Source organism: Halomonas sp., assembly GCF_052095765.1.
Lineage (GTDB): Bacteria > Pseudomonadota > Gammaproteobacteria > Pseudomonadales > Halomonadaceae > Halomonas.
Genome location: NZ_JBQDJZ010000041.1, coordinates 5,656 through 22,118, shown reverse-complemented (window position 1 = coordinate 22,118; position 16,463 = coordinate 5,656). Strand labels below are relative to the sequence as shown.

Annotated in this window: 15 protein-coding genes; 7 read left to right on the top strand and 8 right to left on the bottom strand. The window is 57.0% G+C overall.

Going from position 1 to position 16,463, the window contains the following annotated elements; all coding sequences use genetic code 11:
• Together ACTH3D_RS07145 and ACTH3D_RS07140 are read left to right on the top strand one after the other, a co-directional pair.
• Positions 1-810 (top strand): FIST N-terminal domain-containing protein (locus ACTH3D_RS07145; RefSeq protein WP_441666376.1); only part of this gene is annotated, 810 nt, incomplete at its 5' end.
• Between the two features lie 31 nt (positions 811-841).
• On the top strand, positions 842-2,161 hold the full coding sequence (locus tag ACTH3D_RS07140; protein WP_441666375.1) for a hybrid sensor histidine kinase/response regulator: 1,320 nt from the start codon (positions 842-844) through the stop codon (positions 2,159-2,161).
• 31 nt (positions 2,162-2,192) lie between these two features.
• Here ACTH3D_RS07140 and ACTH3D_RS07135 read toward each other — a convergent pair whose 3' ends face one another.
• The gene (locus tag ACTH3D_RS07135) at positions 2,193-2,882 is read right to left on the bottom strand and encodes a response regulator (RefSeq protein WP_441666374.1); all 690 of its coding nucleotides are present in this window, start codon (positions 2,880-2,882) and stop codon (positions 2,193-2,195) included.
• A gap of 247 nt (positions 2,883-3,129) precedes the next feature.
• Between ACTH3D_RS07135 and exaC the strand changes: the two genes are divergently transcribed.
• Together exaC and adhP are read left to right on the top strand one after the other, a co-directional pair.
• On the top strand, positions 3,130-4,650 hold the full coding sequence (exaC, locus tag ACTH3D_RS07130; RefSeq protein ID WP_441666373.1) for an acetaldehyde dehydrogenase ExaC: 1,521 nt from the start codon (positions 3,130-3,132) through the stop codon (positions 4,648-4,650).
• 88 nt (positions 4,651-4,738) lie between these two features.
• Entirely contained in the window at positions 4,739-5,764 is a 1,026-nt protein-coding gene (gene adhP, locus ACTH3D_RS07125) for an alcohol dehydrogenase AdhP (RefSeq protein ID WP_441666372.1), read from the top strand.
• A 128-nt stretch (positions 5,765-5,892) separates the two neighbouring features.
• On the opposite strand, the gene ACTH3D_RS07120 is transcribed toward adhP, so the two are convergent.
• From ACTH3D_RS07120 to ehuR, 7 genes are all read right to left on the bottom strand, one after another.
• Positions 5,893-6,621 (bottom strand): hypothetical protein, encoded by a 729-nt coding sequence (locus tag ACTH3D_RS07120; RefSeq protein WP_441666371.1) that lies wholly within the window; start codon positions 6,619-6,621, stop codon positions 5,893-5,895.
• 128 nt (positions 6,622-6,749) lie between these two features.
• Positions 6,750-7,463, bottom strand: a complete 714-nt coding sequence (locus ACTH3D_RS07115) for a response regulator (protein WP_441666370.1) — start codon at positions 7,461-7,463, stop codon at positions 6,750-6,752.
• Positions 7,460-8,923 carry an ATP-binding protein gene (locus ACTH3D_RS07110; RefSeq protein ID WP_441666369.1) on the bottom strand — a complete coding sequence of 488 codons (1,464 nt, stop codon included), beginning with the start codon at positions 8,921-8,923 and terminating at the stop codon, positions 7,460-7,462. Before ACTH3D_RS07110 ends, ACTH3D_RS07115 begins: the two co-directional genes overlap by 4 nt.
• Before the next feature lie 121 nt (positions 8,924-9,044).
• Positions 9,045-9,971, bottom strand: coding sequence for a lysine exporter LysO family protein (locus ACTH3D_RS07105; RefSeq protein ID WP_441666368.1), 927 nt, complete (start codon positions 9,969-9,971; stop codon positions 9,045-9,047).
• Between the two features lie 134 nt (positions 9,972-10,105).
• Entirely contained in the window at positions 10,106-10,780 is a 675-nt protein-coding gene (locus tag ACTH3D_RS07100; RefSeq protein WP_441666367.1) for a hypothetical protein, read from the bottom strand.
• Between the two features lie 125 nt (positions 10,781-10,905).
• A complete protein-coding gene (locus ACTH3D_RS07095; RefSeq protein WP_441666366.1) occupies positions 10,906-11,847 on the bottom strand; it encodes a 2-hydroxyacid dehydrogenase in 942 nt (313 codons plus the stop codon).
• Between the two features lie 60 nt (positions 11,848-11,907).
• A complete protein-coding gene (ehuR, locus tag ACTH3D_RS07090; RefSeq protein ID WP_441666365.1) occupies positions 11,908-13,314 on the bottom strand; it encodes a MocR-like ectoine utilization transcription factor EhuR in 1,407 nt (468 codons plus the stop codon).
• Between the two features lie 208 nt (positions 13,315-13,522).
• On the opposite strand from ehuR, the gene doeA reads away from it, so the two are divergent.
• From doeA to ACTH3D_RS07075, 3 genes are all read left to right on the top strand, one after another.
• Complete coding sequence (gene doeA / locus ACTH3D_RS07085; protein ID WP_441666364.1) at positions 13,523-14,722, top strand: ectoine hydrolase DoeA; 1,200 nt, start codon at positions 13,523-13,525, stop codon at positions 14,720-14,722.
• Positions 14,723-14,800: 78 nt separating this feature from the next.
• A complete protein-coding gene (gene doeB / locus ACTH3D_RS07080; protein ID WP_441666363.1) occupies positions 14,801-15,814 on the top strand; it encodes a N(2)-acetyl-L-2,4-diaminobutanoate deacetylase DoeB in 1,014 nt (337 codons plus the stop codon).
• A 21-nt stretch (positions 15,815-15,835) separates the two neighbouring features.
• Positions 15,836-16,303: an Lrp/AsnC family transcriptional regulator gene (locus ACTH3D_RS07075; RefSeq protein WP_441666362.1), complete on the top strand. Its 468-nt coding sequence runs from the start codon at positions 15,836-15,838 to the stop codon at positions 16,301-16,303.
• Positions 16,304-16,463: the final 160 nt, after the last annotated feature.

Here is a 16,463-nt window from a genome sequence, read left to right as displayed (position 1 = left end):
CTGTTGGCAGATTGCTGTAGACAAGCGCCGAATCGTGTTGATCGTCGTTTTGCGTTAACGCTACTTGACGGTTTGTCCAGTAGTGAAGAACAGGTATTGGCTGCTTTGGAAGCGGCTCTTGGAGGGATCCCAAACTTTGGAGGCTCGGCTGGTGATGATAATCGCCTAACCGATACCTATGTGTTTGCCGACGGTGGGTTTCACCGTGCCTCAGCGGTTGTGCTTATGGTCTCCACCTCGCTACCGTTTGAGGTGTTTACCACCCATCATCTACGTCCGCGTCAGCAGAAGCTGGTAGTGACCAGCGTGGATGTTGAGCAGCGGCGAGTGATGGAGCTTAATGCGATGCCTGCTGCTGAGGCGTATTCGCAGTTGGTGGGTATTTCGCCGTCTCAGCTTGATGAGCATGTTTTTGCCCAGCACCCTTTGGCAGTGCGTATTGGTGATCAGCACTATGTCCGCTCGATACAGCGAGCGGATGAGAATGGCGGATTGCATTTCTATTGTGCCGTGGAAAACGGCATTGTGTTGACCGTTATGCAAGCGGCACCGATGCTTGATGAGTTGAGTGAGCTGTTGGCAGACCTTGATGCTAGGCTTGGGCCGCTCTCGTTGATTCTGGGCTGCGACTGTTTTTTAAGGCGCTTAGAGTTGGAAGACGAAGGGCTTATTGGGCCAGCTTCTCGCTTGTTAAGTGAAGCAGGGGTAGTGGGTTTTAACACCTATGGCGAGCAGCATCAGGGAATGCATATTAATCAAACTTTTACTGGAGTTGCCATTGGTGCTGCCGCCCGATTTACAAGCGCTTAAACCACCCTATAGCAGCGCCCACGAACGCAGCATGGCTGAGCAGAATGCTCGGCTAAGGCGTATTTGTGCCTCGTTAATTGAACGAGTCGAGTCGGCTGGGCTTTCAGGAGGGGCTCCTTATGCCGCTTTTGAACACAGTGTATTACTGGCTGAGCAGGTGCGTGATCGTACTGAAGCGTTGCGACGTACGCTGGAAGAATTGAGTGAGGCAAACTATCGGCTTGAGCAGGCAAGAGCGGAGGCCGAAGCGGCAAACCTTTCCAAGACGCAATTTCTCGCCGCTGTTAGCCATGACTTGCTCCAACCTTTGAATGCTGCTCGGTTATTCACTAGCGCCCTAGAGGATCAGGTGCTGCCAGGCGATGCGTCTCGACAGGTAGGTAATATCGGGCGTTCACTCAAGGATGTGGAGTTGCTGCTTGGCACTCTGATCGATATTTCCCGTTTGGATGCTGGCCTGCTGCAGCCTGATGTAACGACTTTTCGTGCTGATGAGTTGCTTGATGTTCTGGCTGAGGAATATCGTCAGATGGCGCATGCTAGCGGGCTCAGCTTTCACTATGTATCACGCTCGGTAGTGATTAAGTCGGACTTGACTCTATTAGCCCGAGTCATGCGTAACTTTTTGAGCAATGCTCTGCGTTACACAAATCATGGGCGTTTTTTGCTCGGCTGCCGGCTGCGCCAAGACGGGCTCGAGATGATCGTGGGAGATTCTGGTCCAGGTATTCCCGAGATGCAGCGAGAAGATATCTTTCGAGAGTTTCATCGAGGTGACTGGACTCAAGAAACCGAAGACCGTGGTCTTGGTTTGGGGCTGGCTATTGTTGATCGTATTGCTCGCATGTTAGGCCATCCGCTGAAATTGGTCTCGCGGCCTGGGGGTGGCTCAATGTTCTCGATTCTGGTGCCTTACGGTGAAATAGCTGAGTACGAGGATAAGTGTGCGACACCCCGGACGCTGGATGACGGACTGCGTGGTATGCGGTTGTGGGTGCTTGATGATGATAACGTCATTCTTGATGGTATGCGTGCGATGTTGGAAGGCTGGGGTTGCCAAACAGTCATCGCTTCAAGTCTCGAAGTGCTGGACTCGATGCTAACGACGTCAGGCACACGTGCGGCCGATGCCTTATTGGTGGACTATCATCTGTCTCGGGGCGCATCAGACGGTTTGATGGTTGCGGATCTGTTGCGTCAGCGCTTTCCGAGTGTGGCCGTTATTGTGATTACTGCAAATCACGAGGCTGAGCTTAAGCGTGAAGCGCGTAAGCGCGGCTTTGGCTATTTGCTGAAACCGATCAAACCTTTACGGTTGCGAATGCAGCTGAATGCGATATACCAAGGTTGATTAGCCTTGGAGTTTCTCCATGTTGTTCGTTTTACCTTGGTATTGGCCACGGTAACCCACGGCGTGCCATACCGGCGGCAAGCTCGGCCTGATCTGCCGCCAAGACCGCCTGTATGCGGCTTCTCACGTTGAGCTTGTAAAGAATGGCCGAAACATGTGTTTTGACCGTGGTCTCAGCGATGTTTAGCTCGCGAGCGATGACTTTGTTGGCAGCGCCCAACGTTAGCCGAGCCAGTACCTCCAGCTGCTTGTCGGTCAGTGAGTTTACGCGTTTAGCGAAGCAGGGGGATGATGCGTTGCTTGATGTTGTCGTAGACGCTGGGCGACGCATGATATCCGATGGCAGATACACCTGGCCCTCTAGCATTTGGTGCAGTGCTGTAAGTAGCGACGCTTTGGGGGAAGATTTAGGAATATAGCCCACCGCGCCTATGCTGATGGCCTCGAGGATTGTCTCCCGCTCTCGATCAGCAGAGATAATGGCGACTGGCAGCTCAGGAAAACGCTCGCGCAGTTGTGCTAAGCCATCCAGCCCTTGGGCATCAGGTAAGTCCAAGTCGAGTAACACCAAATCCAAGTCATCGTCCCGATCAAGCTGATTGACAAGCTGTGCTAGCGTTCCAGCTTCGAGCAAATGACAGTTCGGAAGACCGCTCTCGATGGAGATGCTGAGGGCTTCACGAAACAGTGGATGATCATCGGCGATCATTAACGTAGGCATATGGGCTCCTGTTTCGCGGTTGCTCTCCTCCCGAAGGAGGAGGAGGGTTGATGCTTATGGCGTATGTTGAACTCACCGGCTTTGGCCAACACTGATATCCGTTCAACATGGTTAACAAGCATGCCAGAGTTTGTGTAAGCAGAGCCATGCGGCGATTGGTAAAAATTGCCGGAGTCAGAACGGCGTAAGCTATATATACCTCTATATATAACATTAATAATATGAGTACCAGAGAGAGGAAAGCACTATGATTTATGTCAACCCGAACAGTCCCGGTGCAGTCGTTTCTTTCGAGAAGCGCTACGGCAATTACATCGGCGGCGAGTTCGTCGCTCCCGTGAACGGTGTGTACTTTGACAACGTCAGCCCGGTCAACGGCGAGGTGTTTTGCGAGATTCCCCGCTCCAGTGCCGAGGATATCGACAAGGCGCTTGACGCGGCCCACGCTGCAGCCCCGGCCTGGGGCAAGACCTCGGCAGCGGAGCGTTCCAACGTGCTGCTGCGGCTTGCTGATCGTATCGAGCAGAATATCGAGGTGCTGGCGGTGGCCGAGACCTGGGACAACGGCAAGGCGGTGCGCGAAACGCTCAATGCTGACTTGCCGCTGGCTGTTGATCACTTCCGCTATTTCGCCGGTTGTATCCGCGCTCAGGAAGGCAGCGCTGCGGATATCGATGCCAATACCGTGGCTTATCATTTTCACGAGCCGCTCGGCGTGGTTGGCCAGATCATCCCGTGGAACTTTCCGCTGCTGATGGCGGTGTGGAAGCTGGCTCCGGCGCTGGCTGCCGGCAACTGCGTGGTACTCAAGCCTGCTGAGCAGACGCCCGCTTCGATTCTGAAATTGATGGAAACCATCGGTGACTTGTTGCCACCGGGTGTAGTCAACGTCGTTAATGGCTACGGGGCAGAAGCGGGCCAAGCATTAGCGACGAGCAAGCGTATCGCCAAGATTGCGTTTACCGGCTCGACCCCGGTGGGCGCGCACATCCTCAAATGTGCTGCCGAGAATATCATTCCTTCTACGGTAGAGCTGGGTGGTAAGTCGCCCAATATCTACTTTGCAGACATCATGAACGCTGAGCCTGAGTTTATCGACAAGGCTGCGGAAGGTCTGGTACTGGCGTTTTTCAATCAAGGTGAAGTTTGCACCTGCCCAAGTCGAGCGCTGGTGCAAGAGAGTATGTATGACGACTTCATGGCTAAGGTCATGGAAAAAGTCGTACAAATTAAGCGCGGCAATCCGCTGGATACTGATGTTCAGGTAGGCGCTCAGGCTTCTCAGGAGCAGTTCGATAAGATCATGTCCTACATGGACATTGCCCGCGAGGAAGGCGCCGAGGTGCTTACCGGGGGCGACAAGGAAGCCCTCGAAGGCGCGTTGGGCAAGGGTTACTACATCCAGCCCACGCTGCTCAAGGGCAACAACAAGATGCGTGTTTTCCAGGAGGAGATCTTTGGACCAGTGGTGGCGGTGACCACTTTCAAGGACGAGGCCGAGGCATTGGCGATTGCCAACGACACCGAGTTTGGCCTGGGTGCCGGCGTGTGGAGCCGCGACATCAACGTCGCCTTCCGCATGGGACGCGGGATTCAGGCAGGGCGCGTGTGGACCAACTGCTACCACCAATACCCAGCGCATGCCGCTTTTGGTGGCTATAAAAAGTCTGGCGTTGGCCGTGAGAATCACAAGATGGCGTTAGAGCACTATCAGCAGACCAAAAACTTGCTGGTTAGTTACGACATCAACCCAATGGGATTTTTTTGATTGAGAAGAGGTAGTTGAAACAGGTTGATACCATTTTCGTCGCCACTTATGGCGACGAAATTCATGACAGCATGACGGGAGAATCGCAATGGATAACACGATGAAAGCCGCTGTGGTACGTGCTTTTGGTCAGCCGCTGACGATTGAAGAAGTCGACGTTCCGCGCCCGTCGCGCGGACAGATACTGGTCAAAATAGCCGCTTCAGGCGTTTGTCATACCGATCTGCATGCTGCTCATGGAGACTGGCCAGTCAAGCCCGAGCCGCCATTTATTCCTGGCCACGAAGGGGTGGGGCATGTGGTGGCGTTGGGTGAAGGCGTAACGCATGTAAAGGAAGGTGATCGGGTGGGTGTGCCTTGGCTATATTCTGCCTGTGGTCACTGTGAGCATTGCATGGGTGGCTGGGAAACACTCTGTGAATCTCAGCAGAATACGGGCTACTCAGTAAACGGTGGCTTTGCCGACTATGCATTGGCTGAGGCTGATTATGTGGGAAGGCTGCCAGATAATGTCGATTTCCTAGAGATCGCTCCGGTGCTGTGTGCGGGTGTCACGGTCTATAAAGGATTGAAAATGACCGATACACGTCCGGGGCAGTGGGTGGTGATTTCCGGCATTGGTGGGCTTGGGCATATGGCGGTGCAGTATGCCAAGGCCATGGGGCTGAACGTAGCCGCAGTGGATATCGATGATGCTAAGCTCGCGCTGGCTGAGCAGCTTGGGGCCACTGTGACGGTTAATGCGATGAAGACCGATCCTGTTGCTTATCTGAAGCGTGAGATTGGCGGTGCTCACGGAGTACTGGTCACTGCGGTATCGCCCAAGGCCTTTGAGCAGGCTCAAGGTATGGTTCGCCGAGGCGGAACGATCTCGCTTAATGGCTTACCGCCGGGTGATTTTCCATTACCGATATTTGAAACAGTGCTCAACGGAATTACGGTTCGTGGCTCCATTGTGGGTACGCGTAACGATATGCAAGAAGCGTTGGCTTTTGCGGGTGAAGACAAGGTTAAGGCCACGGTCAAGAGTGATCGTCTTGAAAACATTAATGACGTCTTTCAAAAAATGATTGATGGCAAGATTGAAGGACGAATTGTGCTAGATATGCAGTAAAAAAATCCGAGTCGGCCACCCGTAATAGGTGGCCGACATCGGATGATGTTTTGCTGGAATGGTGTGCTGAGTTAGCCGCGCTATATTGGATGGGTGCTCAGCACAAGTCATTGAATAAGCAGGGCCGTTTAGGAGTCGCTATGCTCTTCATGGCCATGATGGTGCTTTCCATGGTCATGGTGATGCCCTCTCTTACCATGATCATGTTCGCCTTGACCATGAGGGCGGTTTCCATGGTCGCCCATCTTGCCGTGCATTCCTTCACGCATGTTTGAGCGAAGTTCCTGTATCTGCTCTTCACTGAGAATTTCAGCGATGGCGTCATGATGTTCTTGACGCAAGTTCTGCCAAGCCTCACGACGTTCGTCTCGGCTATCAAACTCGCGGTCTTTCAAGTCTTGCATATCTGCTCGGAAAGACTCACGAATATCGCTTAGGGCCTGTTTTTCTTCCCTAGATAGCTCCCATTCATCAAGCTGCTCTTCTATACGCATCTGTGTGGCTTGGCGGCGCTCGTCACGCATTTCTTGACGCATCTCTTGGCGGGCGTCCTTCAGCGCTTGACGTTGCTCGTCACTGATCAGCTCGTCCATCAGCTCGCGGTGCTCTTCACGCAGTTCCTTGACGGCTTCGCGGTGCGCCTTTTGGGCATCCTCAAGGGCTTTAAGTGTCTCTGCATCAATGCCAGCACGCTCAAACAGGGCTTGGCGATGTTCGCTCTGGCGCTGCTGGCGACCTTCATCCCCGTCTTTATGGTTTCCATCACCAGGTGCGGCAATGGCGCTGAGGGACAGTGGTGCAATTGCCGCAGCAAGCAGGGCGGGCGCAAACCATTGGCGAATTGTCTTGGACTTCATGGTGGTGCTCCTTGTCTCTTGGGTTGATGTAGCCAGTATCACCGACCAGAGTGCAGGTTTGATGTAGCGAACGTGCAAAGGCAGTGCAGTTTTTACAGATCTACTTGTGCAGACTGGCTTCGCCCAACTCATTCTTCGGGTTGATATTTGTAACCGACGCCGTAAACCGAGCGGATGACCTCGCGCTCTTGCCAGATATCGGCAATCTTGCGGCGCAGTTTCTTGACGTGGCTGTCCACGGTGCGCTCGGAGACGATGCGATGGTCGCGATACATATGGTCCATCAGCTGCTCGCGGGTGAAAATCCTGCCAGGTGCCGACATCATGACGCGCAGTAGCTGAAACTCTACCGCAGTCAGGCCCAGATCCTGGCCGTCAGCCAGGGCGCGCCAGCCGTCCTCATCGAGCACCAGCAGATTTTTCGCCCCTGGCTCCCGTTGATGGAGCGTGGCGCGGCTGCGACGTAGCACGGCACGGATGCGTGCGACGACTTCCCGGGGGCTGAATGGCTTGCAGATGTAGTCATCAGCACCCAGCTCGAGCCCTAGCAGGCGGTCAATTTCCTCCACCTTAGCCGTAAGCATGATGATGGCCAACTGTGGCCAGCGCTGGCGGATTTCACGGCATAGCGTCAGGCCATCGGTGCCCGGCAGCATCAGGTCGAGCAATACCAGCTCCGGTAGAGTGTCCTGCTCTTCAAGCCATGGGAGTACGTCGTCACCGTGATCCAGGTGATGGCTGGAAAAGCCACTGCTGCTGAGGTAGTCGGTCACCAGGCGGGCAATCTTGGGTTCGTCCTCGATAATCAGGATGTGGTCCGGAGCGAGTTCGACATGGCTCATGAATTATGCTCTCCAGGCGGGGTTTCAGTAGAGAAATTACTGGGGCTTTCACTGCTTGCGGGAAAGCTCAGCGTCCAGCGTAGCCCGCCAAGTGGGGAGGCGTCGGGTTGCATCTCGGCGCCGTGTGCCCGGGCCAGCGCCTGGGCGATGGAAAGTCCTAGGCCGCTTCCACCGCTGGCGCGGTTGCGCGAGCCTTCAACGCGATACAGCCGCTCGGTAAGGCGGGAAAGCTCATCGGACGGCACGCCGGGCGCGCTGTCTTCCCAACTCAGCAGCCAGTTGTCATCACCTGCTTTCAGGCTCACGCGTAGAAGACCTGGCGGTTTTGTGTAGCTGCAGGTGTTGTCCAGCAGGATGGTCCAGAGTTGGCGCAGACGTTGGGAATCGCCACGAACCCAGGCAGGTTTGTGCTCAATACGGGTGTCCAACTGGATCTGCTGATCAGTGAGCCAGCCGCTAGCTTCCTCCAGACGGGCTTCAAGGCTGGCGGCTAGATCCAGTGTTGCCAGCTGGATTTCCAAGGCGCCGTCGTCGCTCTGTGACAGCAGGCGTAGGTCTGTCACCAAGCGCTCCAACTGTGCGACTTCTTGGGCCAGTGAAGTCAGGTTGTCCAGATTCAGTGGGCGAACGCCGTCCTGCATGGCTTCGATTTCACCACGCAGTACCGCCAACGGTGTGCGCAGCTCGTGGGCGATGTCTGACACCCAGCGGTTGCGGGCCTTGCGGTTGGCCTCCAGGGTGGCCGCCAACACATTGAAGTCTTGTGCCAGGCTGGATAGTTCGTCGCGGCCCTGCTCCGCAAGGCGAATGCTGTAGTCGCCCTGGGTAAGCCCGCGGGTGGCTAGCGCCATGCTGCGGGTGCGTCGCCCTAGCCACCAGGACAGCCCGCCAGCCAGTAACAGCGAAGCAAGCCCCAGGGCGGCAACAATGGTGGCCAGGTTGCGGCGCTGGCGTGAAAGAAACAGACGGTCGACACGTGCCATCAGCTGCTGGGGCGGCCGGTAGCCCAAGGTACCGATGAGTTGGCCTTGGTTTTTTATGTCAATCCAGCGCAGCTCAGCGAGTGACTGCTTCCCGGAGGGTGGCACCCCGACCACCGGCAGGCCATTGGCATCGTGCAGCACGAAGTCCCGAGGGCTGCTGAGCTGATCCATCTGGGGACCACTGTGGGAGCGCCCCGGCCATAATTGACGACGTACCAGGTGGTGCCAGGCGCGTGAAGAGGTGCGCAGCCACTGCCAGTCACCGCGCAGTTCCCACTCATCAGCCAGCTCCTCAGCCAGTGCTTCGGCGCGTCGGGTCTGAGTGTGATCCAGGTATTCGATGAACCCCTTGTCGAGGCTGCGCGAAATGGCCACAAACACTAATCCGGCAATCGCGACATTCACCGTCAGGATAATGACGAAAAGCCGGATACCCAGGCGTGAAAACGTAGGCGAAAATGAGCGTCGAAAAACCATGCGGTAAATCCCGATAGGTAGCCGGGTGGGCAAAAGGTGAGCCTAACGTATTCGCAAGGCACAAAGGGGGAAGTATCGTGCAAGCCGCCAAGCAGCAAGACATCGGGTATGAGCTTGACGGCTAAAGGGAGAGTAGGAACAAGATCAGCGGGGGTGATAGAAGCGAAAGTATGAAGCCGCTGACAATGGCGACCGGAACACAAGCCACCCCCCCGTGTTGTTGGATCACCGGCAGGGCGAAGTCCATCGACGTGGCGCCGCCATAGCCGATGGCCAGAGGTGCGTAGTGACGAATGGCCAGGGGAATCAGCACAAAGGCGGTGAGTTCACGGGCCAGGTCATTGAAGAAGGCGACGCCCCCCATTACCGGCCCCAGCTGATCACCGATCAGAATGCCGGACAGCGAATACCAACCGAACCCAGAAGCCATGGCCAGCCCTTCGTTCCACTGTAGCCCCAGCAGTGGGGCGACGATAAGACCACCGAACAGCGAGCTTGCTGCCAGTACCGTTGCAATCGCTAGCCCCAGCCGATTAAGCAGGATCTGGCGCAGCGGCATGCCGGAGTTACGCAGCTGGCAGCCGATCAGCGCCAATAAGACATACAGCACCCACTGGGCTAGCTGTTCGGCAGTGCTGAACAGTCCTGCACCCAGCCGGTTGGCTGCCAGCAGCCCCAATGCCACGCCCAGTACAACCGCGCCAACCAGCTTCAGCGAGCCGGCCATGGCGGCCAGTTTACTGGTGGGGGCGCCGGGTATTGCCAGGTGAGGGTTGGTCTTGAGTGGCATGCGGCGTGACAGCCACAACAGAGCCACCAGGTTGCACAGTGAGGTAACGACAAGGATCAGCAGCGCTTGGCCACCCATGTGCGAGAGCTGGCTGGACAGGTTGTCCAGGCCCGCCAGGCCGATGCCCATCAGCAGTAGAATGACATAGATGGAGGCATTGACGCCGTGGTTGATCAGGCCCATTACGCCAGCATGCTGCACGCGAAAGAGATAGCCGATAATCAGCGGCAACAACACGATCAGAAGACCCGACAGCATCGTGGCGATTTCCTCAGCAAGAGTATACGGCCATTGGTAAAGGCCAAAAGGGCAACACTTTACGGTACTCAGGGCTGAGGCAAAAGGGATGGATGCAGAAGTGTTAACGGGTGGCTTTGATTTGCCCGGTTCGTTTAATAGCGGTTCACGGACGTCAGCGACAGCCGGCTTTTGCGTTTGCCGTCATTGAAATATTCCATTTCCAGTAGCAGTCCCGGCAGCTCGGGATGCAATGCCATCACCATGCGCTTTTCCGGTTCGTCGGGTTCAGTTAGCTCCAGGCGTAGCGCCTGTGTTGTCAGTCCGGCGACCTGCATCGGGGCGTCGGGCAGGCGGTGGTAGAGCAGGGCCTTGTCACGCCCGCGGTGGTCGCGGTAATGGACAGGACAGTCTTGTTGGCAGGCGTTGCTAGCAGCATTCAGGGCCAGCTCGATAATGGCGCTTTGGCGATCGGGAGTCTGGCCAAGCTCACTGCTATCTAGTGCGTAGTCGCGTTTGATGCCCAGTAGGCGATAGTTGGAGTCGTAATCATAAGAGCGCAGGCCGCTGCTGTTGAAGCGAAAGCGGCCGATTTCCTCGCCGCGGGCGATGGCGATTCGTGCCTTCATGGTGGCGCGCCAGCTGTCTGTGCCAACTTGTGTCAGCTGATGGCTGATATCCGCATCAGGCCAGCCGCTGACGCTGAGGCGGTAGTTGGCATCAAAGCCCTGTGGGGCCTGGGTGTTCTGAGTGGTATTGGTAGCCATGCTGTGGCTGGCAGACATACACAGCAGCAGCACACAGGCCAGCGTTATCAGCCGATGGATCATGTTTGAGCCCTACTGTTGCCCGGGTTATTGCCGGGTGGTAAGCGATAACTCTATGACCAGGGTTTTCGAACGGCGTTCAATAACAATTTTTCTCCTTCGGTTGAAGCCTTGAGTCTGTATGGTTCTCAGTAGCCAGCTTCTGGGTCAACGGTTTCCACGGGCTCGCCCCTGCTCATTGCACGCAGGGTGTCAGCGACCTGATCCAGTGCTTCGCCAAGCGGTGTCGGGCCAGACATGTGGGGCGTGATGCGGATTCTCGGATGCTGCCATAGTGGGCTGTCCTCCGGCAGCGGCTCCACCGGGAAGGCGTCTAGAAGCGCACCGCGCAGATGGCCCTGGGTGCCGTTTTTCGCGCTGCCCAGCGCAGCTAACAAGGCTGGCTCATCAATCAAGGGGCCACGGCCCGGGTTGATCAGGCTGGCGCCCTGGGGCAGGGCGGCCAGAGTGTTGGCGTTGATGATGCCCCGGGTGGCGGGAGTGTCCGGAAGCAGTAGCACCAGTGTTCTGACCTGCGATAGCAGCGTGAACAGGCCGTCCTCGCCATGGTGACACGCAATATTGTCCAGCTGCTTGGGACTGCGGCTCCAGCCATGCACAGGAAAACCATCGGCAGCAATCGCTTCGGCCACCTTGCGGCCTATGGCACCAAGCCCCAGCACGCCGACCGCCCAGTCTGTTTTGTCCACCACCTCGTGGGGCTGCCAGTGCCGGTTTTGCTGCTGGCAGGCGTAACGGTCGAAGTCACGTTGGAAATGTAGCACGCCATAGCGCACATAGTCGGCAATCAGCCGCGCCATGCCAGCATCACGCAATTTGACAACCGGCACGCCTCCTGGAAGCGCGGGGTTGTTGAGCAGCGCATCAACGCCGGCACCCAGGTTCACAATGCCCTTGAGGTCCGGTAGGGCTGACAGCAGCTCGGCTGATGGCTGCCAGGCGGCAAGATAATCGATTTTTCCGCGCTGTGTGGCGGGCACGCTGCTGGGCAGTATCTCGGCTTCGGGGAGCCGCTGGCTAAGGGCGTCACACCAGGCATTGTCATCGTTGCTATGGACTAGTACGCGCATGGCAGTCTCCTAGGTGAGGGCGATAGTGTAGGTGCAGTTGAGCAGAGGCAATATCAGGGCTTAGTAGATGATTTGCATCATGGGTGGTGGGGTGTCGTCAAGTAATTCGGCCAGCTGGCGCAGGCCGTGTTCAAGGCGGGTTATATCGGGCTCGGCGCCCAGACTCAGGCGGATCCGCCTTGGGGCGGGTGTCTGCTCGACCATGAATGGCGTGGCGGTGGTCAGCAGAATGCCTTCCTGCTCGGCCTGCAAGCGGAGCTCTTCTGCCCGCCAGCTGACCGGCAGCGTCAGCCACAAGTGAAGGCTGGTGGGGCGAGAGGCGTGCTCATGCTGACGGAGTATGCGGGTCGCTACCCGCTGGCGCTCAGCCAGCAGCTCGCGCTGGGTGCTGGCCATTTCTTCCACGGTGCCGTCGGCAAGCCAGGCGCCGGCAATCTCGAACACCAGCGGCGTGGCCATCCAGCAAGTCGCCCGCAAGCGTGGCAGCGTGTGGTGGAACTGTGCCGGCGGTACGCTGAGGTAGCCGGCTCGCAGCCCGGGAACTGTTGACTTGGTCAGGCTGGTGACGTGAAAGCTGCGTAGTGGCAGGCGCGCTGTCAACGGCGTCAGTCCGGGCGGTTCAAGCAGCGCGTGGACGTCGTCCTCTATCAGCCACACATCATGGCGTTGCAGCACGTCAGCCACCGCGTCGCGGCGCTCTTCGCTCATGGTGGCGCCGGTGGGGTTCAGCTGTGTGGGTGTCAGACACACAGCCCGAGGCTGGAAGCGCCGGCAGGCAAGCTCCAGGGCTTCGGGAAGGATGCCTTGTTCGTCGATGGCCACGCCGCGAAGCTGGAATCCCAGGGTGCGGGAAAGGGCGATCAGGCCGTGGTCGGTGAGCGCCTCGGTCAGTACCACATCGCCATGTTGGACCACCGTGGAAATCGCCAGCATCAGCCCATGAGTGGCGCCGTTACACAACACCCGAGTGTCAGCGTCACCAGGCACGCCAAGGCGTTGCCTCAGCCAGTCGCTGGCTTGCTCACGATGATGCAGCAGTCCTGCAATAGGGCGGTTGGCACTGATCACATCGGTAATGCACATGTCTGCCAGCTGGGCGAGGGTGTCACGAAAACGCTGCTCATGTGTTTCAGGGCAGATGGGGTGTGCAATTGATAGGTCAATGGTGCTTTGCTCGCTGCGCGGTTCCGTATTGCGTAGATAAGCGGGCTCGCGGCCATCGTCCTGAGAATTGACCCAGGTGCCGCTGCCAACCCGGGCTTGCACTAAGCCCATGCGCTCCGCCTGGGCGTAAGCCCGTGAGACGGTTTGAACACTGACGTTTAGAGTATCAGCAAGCTGGCGCTGGGGCGGCAGGCGGGTGCCAGGCACTAACTCTCCTTGCCTGATCGCCTGAGATAGGGCGCGGGCAATGGCAAGATAACGAGGGCCGCTTTCGGCAAGATAGCGTGTGAAGTCGATTGTCATGATTCAATAAAGGCTTTGACCCGCAGCCAATGGGGAGTGTTAGTATCCGCTATGCGACATTGACCGGAAATTGTCATGATATAATGTTAACAAAGCGCATGACAATTTGCAGGACATTAATAATTCGGATACGTCGCCTGCGCCCCGACAGCACCTCTTCCTTTGATGCTGTCGGATTTGGTGATGAGATCGTTTGGTGAGCGGTTCCATGACTGAGATTTCCCTGCCCTTTTCCCGCGAAGAATACGCCGGTCGTCTTCGCAAGGTCCGCGCCGAAATGGCCGGTCGCGGGATTGATGTGATGATAGTCAGTGATCCGTCTAACATGGCCTGGATCACGGGCTATGACGGCTGGTCCTTCTACGTTCACCAGTGTGTATTGGTTGGGCTTGAGGGCGAGCCTGTGTGGTACGGTCGTCGTATGGACGCCAATGGCGCTCTGCGTACCTGCTGGATCGATCCGGATAACATTACGTATTATCCGGACCATTACGTCCAGAATCCGGACATGCACCCCATGGACTACCTGGCTCAGACGATTCTTCCGGATCGTGGCTGGCATGAAGGTGTGGTGGGTGTGGAGATGGACAACTACTACTTTTCCGCCGCTGCTTACCAGAGCCTGCTACGCAGTTTGCCGCATGCCCGCTTCATGGATGCCAACTCACTGGTTAACTGGTGTCGTTTGATCAAGTCGCCCCAGGAAATTGAATACATGCGTGTGGCGGCAAAGATCGTTGAAGGCATGCATTCACGTATCCTCGACGTCATTGAGCCTGGCCTCCCTAAGAGCAAGCTGGTGTCGGAGATCTATCGGGTGGGCATTGAGGGCTGGACGGATGCGTCTGGCAAAGTGTTTGGCGGAGACTATCCAGCTATCGTGCCGATGCTACCCACCGGCAAGGACGCGGCGGCGCCACACTTGACCTGGGACGACACACCCTTTTGCAAGGGTGAGGGTACCTTCTTCGAAATTGCTGGCGTGTACAAGCGCTATCACGCGCCGCTGTCGCGCACCGTGTTTCTCGGCCGTGCGCCTTCCGATTTCGTGCGCGCCGAATCGGCGCTGCTCGAAGGCATCGATAATGGCCTGGCGGTTGCCAGGCCGGGCAATCACACCGCAGATATCGCCATGGCGTTGGGCGCGGCTATGTCCAAACACGGCTTTGACCGTGGCGGTAACCGTTGCGGCTACTCCATTGGCCTGAGCTACCCGCCGGACTGGGGGGAGCGCACCGTCAGCCTGCGTCCCACGGATGACACCGTGCTGCAGCCGGGCATGACATTCCATTTCATGCCCGGCCTATGGGAAGACGACTGGGGAATGGAGATTACCGAGAGCATTCTGATCACTGAAGATGGCTGCGAGCCGCTGGCCAACTTCCCGCGGCAGCTGTTCGTCAAATAGCGGACCTGTTAGGCAACTTGCCAGCAGCGCCAGTTACTGACGCTAGTTATAGCAAAAGGGACAAATAGGAGAGGCTCCATGAGCAAACGACCCAGCCCCATCAGCGCCACCGTCGATTTTGACGCTGACGGCATCCAGCATGGTTTCCTCAAGCTGCCGATCTCGGATGATGAGTCGGCCTGGGGGGCGGTAATGATACCGGTCACCGTGATCAAGAACGGCGAAGGCCCCACGGCGTTACTGACCGGTGGCAACCACGGTGATGAATATGAAGGCATTACTTCGCTGATGAAGCTTTCCAGCTCGCTCAAGGCTGAAGAGGTGAGGGGGCGGGTGATCATCGTGCCGATCATGAACGTGCCGGCGGCTATGGCAGGAAAGCGCACGTCCTCGATGGACGGCGGCAACCTTAACCGCAGCTTTCCGGGTGACCCGGACGGCACGGTCACTGAGAAAATTGCCGACTACTTTACCCGGGTGATGGTGCCGATGTGCGACGTGGTGCTGGATCTGCACTCCGGCGGTCGCACCCTGGATATCATCCCGTTTGGTGCCTCTCACGTGCTGGACAACGCTGACCAGCAGAGCCAGGCATTGGCCGGTGCCAAGGCATTTGGCGCGCCCTATGCGATGATCATGTTCGAGCTGGATGCTGCGGCGCTGTTTGACACTGCCGTTGAGTCCCAGGGCAAGATATTCGTGGCCACAGAGCTTGGCGGCGGCGGCACCTCCACGCCGGAAAGTATGGCAATTACCGAGCGCGGCGTGCGTAATTTCTTGATTCACTACGGCCTGGTTGAGGGCAGCGTAGAAATGCCTGATGAGCCCCAGGTCTATCTGGATATGCCTGATGCCAGCTGCTATGTGCAGAGCGAGCACTCCGGCCTGCTGGAGCTGGTTTTTGCGCTGGGGGATCACGTCAAGAAGGGAGATGTGATTGCCCGAGTCTACGACATGACCCGCAGCGGCACACCGCCGGTAGAGTACCAGGCCGAGCGTGATGGCCTGCTGATGGCTCGGCGCTTCCCGGCGCTGGTCAATATGGGTGATACCATTGCGGTTATCGCTGATGTGGTGGACTCATTGGATTGAGTTTTTTGCCCAGAGGAATCGATGAAACTCGATCGCTATGATTTACGTATTCTTGAGATACTGTCTAAGGATGGGCGCATCACCAAGTCGAAGTTGGCCGAGTCGATCAATCTCTCGGTCAGCCCCTGCTGGGAGCGCGTCAAGCGGCTGGAACAGGCGGGCATCATTGAAGGCTACACGGTAAGACTGAATCCGCGGGTGGTGCTGAAGCGCACCCCCGTGTGGGTGCAAATCGAGCTCAAAGTCCATAACGCCATCAGCTTTGATCGTTTCGAAGCCTGGGTACAGGATATTCCGGAAGTGACTGAGTGTGTTGCTGTCGGTGGGGGTGTGGACTACCTGATTAAGGTGGAGGTGGAAAGCATCGATGCCTATCAGCGCTTGATCGACCGTCTGCTGAGTTCCGGTATTGGCATTGCGCGCTACTACACCTACATCGTCACCAAGACGGTAAAGCAGACAGCACCACCTCTGGAGCTGGCCGACTGACAGTAAAAAGCCGGGTAGCAGAAAAAAGCCTGTCTGACTTGCTGTGAGTCAAAAAAAACCGGATCGCCACCCTGATTTAAGAAAAAGTACTGTCCGCGCTTCTCCCTTACCATGGATACATCAGGCGGCCCTGGGCTGCGCTTTTGTTTTTCAAGCCGGG

Coding starts and splice junctions, on each gene's coding strand:
- ACTH3D_RS07140 (WP_441666375.1), top strand. CDS start 842: ATGGCTGAGCAGAATGCTCGGCTAAGGCGTATTTGTGCCTCGTTAATT.
- ACTH3D_RS07135 (WP_441666374.1), bottom strand. CDS start 2,882: ATGCCTACGTTAATGATCGCCGATGATCATCCACTGTTTCGTGAAGCC.
- exaC (WP_441666373.1), top strand. CDS start 3,130: ATGATTTATGTCAACCCGAACAGTCCCGGTGCAGTCGTTTCTTTCGAG.
- adhP (WP_441666372.1), top strand. CDS start 4,739: ATGGATAACACGATGAAAGCCGCTGTGGTACGTGCTTTTGGTCAGCCG.
- ACTH3D_RS07120 (WP_441666371.1), bottom strand. CDS start 6,621: ATGAAGTCCAAGACAATTCGCCAATGGTTTGCGCCCGCCCTGCTTGCT.
- ACTH3D_RS07115 (WP_441666370.1), bottom strand. CDS start 7,463: ATGAGCCATGTCGAACTCGCTCCGGACCACATCCTGATTATCGAGGAC.
- ACTH3D_RS07110 (WP_441666369.1), bottom strand. CDS start 8,923: ATGGTTTTTCGACGCTCATTTTCGCCTACGTTTTCACGCCTGGGTATC.
- ACTH3D_RS07105 (WP_441666368.1), bottom strand. CDS start 9,971: ATGCTGTCGGGTCTTCTGATCGTGTTGTTGCCGCTGATTATCGGCTAT.
- ACTH3D_RS07100 (WP_441666367.1), bottom strand. CDS start 10,780: ATGATCCATCGGCTGATAACGCTGGCCTGTGTGCTGCTGCTGTGTATG.
- ACTH3D_RS07095 (WP_441666366.1), bottom strand. CDS start 11,847: ATGCGCGTACTAGTCCATAGCAACGATGACAATGCCTGGTGTGACGCC.
- ehuR (WP_441666365.1), bottom strand. CDS start 13,314: ATGACAATCGACTTCACACGCTATCTTGCCGAAAGCGGCCCTCGTTAT.
- doeA (WP_441666364.1), top strand. CDS start 13,523: ATGACTGAGATTTCCCTGCCCTTTTCCCGCGAAGAATACGCCGGTCGT.
- doeB (WP_441666363.1), top strand. CDS start 14,801: ATGAGCAAACGACCCAGCCCCATCAGCGCCACCGTCGATTTTGACGCT.
- ACTH3D_RS07075 (WP_441666362.1), top strand. CDS start 15,836: ATGAAACTCGATCGCTATGATTTACGTATTCTTGAGATACTGTCTAAG.